This is a genomic window from Arthrobacter agilis, assembly GCF_002953615.1.
GTDB classification, from domain to species: domain Bacteria; phylum Actinomycetota; class Actinomycetes; order Actinomycetales; family Micrococcaceae; genus Arthrobacter_D; species Arthrobacter_D agilis_B.
The window spans coordinates 360,071-362,980 of sequence record NZ_CP024915.1 but is presented as its reverse complement, the minus strand read 5'-3'; the positions used below and the strand labels follow the sequence as shown (position 1 = coordinate 362,980).

4 protein-coding genes are annotated in these 2,910 nt (G+C 71.8%); all 4 read left to right on the top strand.

Annotated features, from left to right (window positions below; genetic code table 11):
• The coding region (locus CVO76_RS01775; protein WP_208740470.1) for a CoA transferase subunit A at positions 1 to 724 on the top strand (724 nt) is incomplete at its 5' end.
• Positions 725 to 726: 2 nt separating this feature from the next.
• On the top strand, positions 727 to 1,377 hold the full coding sequence (locus CVO76_RS01770; protein ID WP_208740469.1) for a CoA transferase subunit B: 651 nt from the start codon (positions 727 to 729) through the stop codon (positions 1,375 to 1,377).
• Positions 1,374 to 1,883, top strand: a complete 510-nt coding sequence (locus CVO76_RS01765) for a MaoC family dehydratase (RefSeq protein WP_208740468.1) — start codon at positions 1,374 to 1,376, stop codon at positions 1,881 to 1,883. The genes CVO76_RS01770 and CVO76_RS01765 overlap by 4 nt, the downstream gene beginning before the upstream one ends.
• Positions 1,880 to 2,704 carry an HpcH/HpaI aldolase/citrate lyase family protein gene (locus CVO76_RS01760; RefSeq protein ID WP_208740467.1) on the top strand — a complete coding sequence of 275 codons (825 nt, stop codon included), beginning with the start codon at positions 1,880 to 1,882 and terminating at the stop codon, positions 2,702 to 2,704. Before CVO76_RS01765 ends, CVO76_RS01760 begins: the two co-directional genes overlap by 4 nt.
• The last annotated feature ends 206 nt before the right edge of the window (positions 2,705 to 2,910 follow it).

Below are 2,910 nucleotides of genomic sequence, written 5' to 3'. Positions count from 1 at the left end.
AGGGTTCGGCCTGTGCGGGATCCCGGTGACCCTGATCGACGCCCTGCACCGGCAGGGGACTTCGGAGCTCGAGACGGTGAGCAACAACTGCGGCGTGGACGACTGGGGGCTCGGCATCCTGCTGTCCGATCACCGGATCCGCCGGACCGTCAGCTCCTACGTCGGCGAGAACAAGGAGTTCGCGCGCCAGTACCTCTCGGGCGAGCTCGAGGTCGAGCTCACCCCGCAGGGCACCCTCGCCGAGAAGCTCCGGGCCGGCGGCGCGGGCATCCCGGCCTTCTTCACCACGGCGGGCGTCGGCACCCAGGTCAGCGAGGGCGGCCTGCCCCAGCGGTACGACGGCGACGGCAGCGTCGCCGTGGCGTCGAAGGCCAAGGAGGTGCGGTCCTTCGACGGCGTCGACTACGTGCTCGAGGAGTCGCTGCGGCCCGACTTCGCGCTGGTCCACGCCTGGAAGGGCGACCGCCACGGCAACCTCGTCTTCCACGCCACCGCGATGAACTTCAATCCGCTCTGTGCGCAGGCCGGCCGGATCACGATCGCCGAGGTCGAGGAACTCGTGGAACCCGGGGAGCTCGACCCGGCGCAGGTCCACACGCCCGGCATCTTCGTCCAGCGCGTGGTGGTGGCGCGCGACGTCGAGAAGCGCGTCGAGAAGCGGACCGTCTCGATCGGCGGCGCGCCCCACCCCGGCGCCGGCCTGAACGCACCCGAAGGAGCATGAGCATGGCACTCACCCGCAACGAACTCGCCGCCAGGGTGGCGCAGGAGCTGGAGAACGGGCAGTACGTCAACCTCGGCATCGGGATGCCCACGCTGATCCCGAACTACATCCCCGCCGGCGTCGAGGTGGTGCTGCACTCCGAGAACGGCATCCTCGGCGTCGGTCCCTATCCCGCCGAGGACGCCGTCGATCCGGACCTCATCAATGCCGGCAAGGAGACCGTCACCGCCAATCCGGGCGCTGCGTTCTTCGACTCGGCCGCGTCCTTCGGCATGATCCGCGGCGGCCATGTGGACGTCGCGGTCCTCGGTGCCATGGAGGTCGCGCAGAACGGCGACCTCGCGAACTGGATGGTGCCCGGCAAGATGGTCAAGGGCATGGGCGGCGCCATGGACCTCGTGTTCGGGGCAAAGCGCGTGATCGTCATGATGGAGCACGTGGACCGGGCAGGGCGGCCGAAGATCGTCGAAGCCTGTTCCCTGCCCCTGACGGGGAAGGGCTGCGTGACCCGGATCGTCACCGACCTCGCCGTCATCGACGTCGAACCCGACGGACTCGTGCTGCGCGAGATCGCTCCCGGCGTGAGCACGGACGACGTCGTCGCCGCCACCGGCGCCCCGCTGAGGATCGAGCTCGCGGAAGCGGTCGCGTGAGCGGCGACACCCCACCTGCCCGGTCCGTGATCGAGCAGCGCGGCCTCTACCTCGACGAGCTCGAGGTCGGGACGGTCTACGCCCACCGCCCCGGCCGGACGCTGACCGAGGCCGACAACGTCCTGTTCACGACGCTGACCATGAACACGCAGGCCCTGCACCTCGACGCGGCCTGGTCCGCGGGGCAGCCCTTCGGTCAGCGGCTCGTCAATTCGATGCTGACCCTCGCGACGCTCGTCGGACAGTCCGTGTCCCAGCTCACGCAGGGCACCATCGTGGCGCAGCTGGGGCTCACCGACGTCGCCTTCCCGAGGCCGCTGTTCCACGGCGACACCCTGTACACGGAGACCGAGATCACCGGTGTTCGCCCGTCGTCCTCGCGCCCCGGGCAGGGCATCGTGTCCATGGTCCACACCGGGCGCAACCAGCACGGCGATGTCGTCGCGACGGCAACGCGCTCCGTCCTGATGTGGTCCTCGACGTCGCAGCGGGCGGTGACGCGATGAGCGGGATCGTCCTGGGACCGGCACTGCTCTTCTGCCCGGCGGACCGCCCGGAGCGGTACGGCAAGGCGGCCGACCGCTCCGACACCGTCATCCTCGACCTGGAGGACGCCGTGGCGCCCGGAGCCAAGGACGCGGCACGGACGGCACTCGCCGAGACCCCGCTCGCCCCGGAGCGCACCGTGGTGCGGCTCAACGCGGTGGGGACAGCCGACTTCGCACTCGACTGCGCCGCCGTCCGAGGCACCCCCTACCGCACCGTCATGCTCGCCAAGACGGAGTCGCCCGAGCATGTCGCCGCGGCCCGTGCGGCCCTGGGGGACGTCGAGGTCATCGCCCTGGTCGAGACGGCGCGGGGCGTGGTCCACGCGGCCACCATCGCCGCGGCCGACGGCGTGACCGCCCTCATGTGGGGCGCCGAGGACCTCGTGGCATCCCTCGGCGGCACCTCGAGCCGCACCGCCGGCGGCACCTACCGGGCCGTGGCGCTCCAGGCGCGCTCGCAGGTGCTCCTCGCCGCAGGAGCCGCGGGAGTCGGCTGTATCGACGCCGTCTACGTGGATATCGCCGACCTCGGGGGCCTCGCCGCCGAGGCCGAGGATGCGGCCGCTTCCGGCTTCTCCGCGAAGGCCTGCATCCATCCCGGCCAGGTGGCCGCGGTCCGTACGGCCTTCGCTCCCGGCGACGCCGAGGTCGAGCGCGCCCGCGCGCTGCTCGCCGCCGCCGAGAGGGAACGGGGCGTCTTCGCCTACGAGGGGCGCATGGTGGACGAGCCGATCCTCCGGCATGCCCGCAGCGTCGTGGGCAGGGCGTCGGGTCGGTAGGGGCGGGCCTCGCCGGACGCCGCCGCGGTGTCGACGACAGCGGAGTCGGACGCGCGTACGGCAGTGCCGGTGCCGGCGAACAGCTCTGGCAGATGTCGTCGTCCCGCGAGGATCGAGGCCCGCTTGACCCGCTCCAGGCGCCGCTCTTTGCGGCTTCGCTTCTCAGAAGGGCGGTAGGAGCCCGGGGTCCGGGACCCGCTCCGCGC

Bases quoted from the DNA above. Each gene is read 5' to 3' on its own strand.
- CVO76_RS01760 (WP_208740467.1), top strand. From the start codon at position 1,880: ATGAGCGGGATCGTCCTGGGACCGGCACTGCTCTTCTGCCCGGCGGAC.
- CVO76_RS01770 (WP_208740469.1), top strand. From the start codon at position 727: ATGGCACTCACCCGCAACGAACTCGCCGCCAGGGTGGCGCAGGAGCTG.